This is a genomic window from Candidatus Hydrogenedentota bacterium (assembly GCA_019695095.1).
In the GTDB taxonomy this organism is placed as follows: Bacteria; Hydrogenedentota; Hydrogenedentia; order Hydrogenedentales; family SLHB01; genus JAIBAQ01.
The window spans coordinates 1-2,579 of the sequence record JAIBAQ010000402.1 but is presented as its reverse complement, the minus strand read 5'-3'; the positions used below and the strand labels follow the sequence as shown (position 1 = coordinate 2,579).

Sequence of the window (2,579 nt, the reverse complement as noted above, 5' to 3'; positions counted from 1 at the left end):
GGAGCACCGCCTCACACGGCTTGGCCAATTGTTGAACGGAGTCGAGGATAACCAGTTCGTCTTGAATGCCGAGGTGTTCCAACAAGCGCTGATAGGCAATCTTGTGTATGCCGGTCTGAAAGCCGCCAAGATCGATGGGAACACGATCGGGTATTTCATGATTCAATGCGGCGAGCACCCGTTCGCGAGAGGTCATGCACTCCTTCACTGCTACTTCCTTCCTTGCCTGATGCCTTGGTTTGAAGAGAGTATACAGGTACTTGGCGACTTGATGGGAGTCACTAGCCCGGTATCGGAGTCTCTCAGGGCATATCTCCGGGGCAGGGTCAACCAGCCATGCCGGTCCTGCGGAGTTTGTTTCTTTCTTCAGTCTTCACCGAAAAGACTTTAGTTGGGACCACATTTGCTCGAGCGGAGCGACCGGCTTTCTGCACAGGTAAATCGGCCGCAATGCAGGTGCTTCGTTGCCCCAGGGACAGGGCGCTTCGCCTGCGACACGCACATCGCCAAATAGTCTTCTGAGGAAGTCTTCGTCGAAACCGAACGCAATCACACACGCACCGCTGGCTCCCTGCGGACCCCAGAGGTAGTACGAATTGTTGCCGCTGATGGCAAGCGGGAGACCCATAGAGCGCCCAAGCACATTGACTTCTGATGCGACGCCATACTCTCCACTGAGCACAGTACATTCACCGCGTTCTTGTTCATCCAGCGATTCGTAGATAGTATGAAATGCTTGGATTTGCTCGTTGCGGCCAAGCTGATAACGGAAGTCAAACGTGAGTTCCGTGGGACTGTCCACGATGAAGCCGAGCACGCGCGAAATATACCGTTCCTTCCAATCAAGTGTCCCGACAGGGCATACAACCGGAACAAAGACCGCTCCCATTGCGGTAATTGCAGCAGGAAGCATGACTCGTGCGTAGCGCCTGAAACGGGAGTCGAATCGCCTCTCAAGGAGCACGGCGCCTCCCGCCAACAGCATGGGATAGGCCGGCAACGAGTAATACACCTTCGCCTTGAACACGAGCAGGATGGCCATGACGGTCACGAAGACCCAACCCAACAGCCGATACGGATGACCTGCCTTGCTCATGAAAAATATGATTCCCGCAATCCAAATCAGCGCATTGATGGGATTCATCAAGAGGATCTGCGAGACCACGAACAATGCCCGCGATGTGCCCTGCATCTCGCTGGCGTTCAGGTTGCGCACAAACTCCAGCGTTGCCCAATCGTTGTCGTATTGCCATCGCAGATTCGGCAGAAAGATGATGAAGGCTATAACAGCGCCGAGAAAGGGCCACGGTGTAAACAGGTCCTTGCGGCGTTCCGTCAGCAGAATCCCGACGGCAAGGCCCGTACCAAGAAAGAGCGTCGTGTGTTTGTTAAGCAACGCCAAACCGGCAACGACTCCTACAGCAACCCACCATCGCGCATCGTCCCGTTGGCATAGTGTTACAAGCAGATGCGCAGCCAACAACCAAAACAACACTTCAAAGCATGGGATATTTAAGAATGCACCGGTTCGGAGGAGCATGGGGGCGCATGCAAAGCTAAGCGAAGCCAGGAACTCCGCGTATCGTCCACCGCCAAGCCGGCGCGCCAACCAGCCGGTCAGGGTGCAGCCTAGGCCCAACGCCAAAGCGGGGAAGAAGCGGATCGCAACCAGATTAGTCCCCATCAGCATTGTTGCGACGCGTGCCACCATCGGAACAAACGGAGGGTGATCGACATAGCCCCAGGCGGGACGGCTGCCACAAACAATGAAGTACAGTTCGTCACCGTGAAGCCCGTACTGCCGGTGAGTCACGAAGTGAAAGAGAAACAAACACACACCCATTATCACGGAGACGAATGGCATACTCCGAAGAAGTCGTTCTGCCACGTTACATTTTCCTTCGAGAGCGCACAGTTCGAACTTGGAGGTGACGTGCCTTGGATGCAGCAACGACTACATTCAACAGAAATCCTTTACGGCGTTCAATACATACGCCCAGTCACCTAAGAGATCCCTAATTTTGAGAAGTGGCGATTGATAAGGGCAGTACATGGTGGGACTCCGTCTAAAATGGCATTGAGTAGGAAAAGTGAAGTATTCACCATGTAGGAGCCGAGGAAAGTCTTGGCCTAGCTGATCTCCAATGTCGAGAGTATGCGCCTTTCACGAAGCAAAGCAATGGCAGCAATTCATCATGATTTCCCATCGCGGATTCGGAAATGCCCGATTGCTGTCGGATATTCAAAACAGGGGGTGGTATTTTGTCCAGCGCTTAGACTGTATTCAAAACATAAGCGTCGAGCGCTACATCGCTTCTCGTGGGGAATTGGGGATGCGGGGCTTTGGACTAGACCACGTACGGCTGCCACAACCTCAACGACACGATCGTCACTTCGAGGTCATCGCGTTGGCGTATGTACTTTCAGCCGCCCTGTGCAAGCTCACTGATGGCGGCTTTCTGCAAGCTGTTCGAGCGTTTCTTGCAGGCACTCCAATTTTTCGCGGAGCGAATACGGCGTGTAGACGTAATCGCATTCGAACTGAAAGCCCAACCGCGAATCGCGTGTGGCCGCGATCC

General features: G+C 54.1%; 2 protein-coding genes. Both read right to left on the bottom strand.

Features of this window, described 5'->3' with window-relative positions; genetic code table 11:
• Positions 1 to 196: methyltransferase (locus K1Y02_26890; protein MBX7260010.1), on the bottom strand; the 196-nt coding region annotated here is incomplete at its 3' end.
• Between the two features lie 177 nt (positions 197 to 373).
• Complete coding sequence (locus K1Y02_26885; protein ID MBX7260009.1) at positions 374 to 1,888, bottom strand: glycosyltransferase family 39 protein; 1,515 nt, start codon at positions 1,886 to 1,888, stop codon at positions 374 to 376.
• Positions 1,889 to 2,579: the final 691 nt, after the last annotated feature.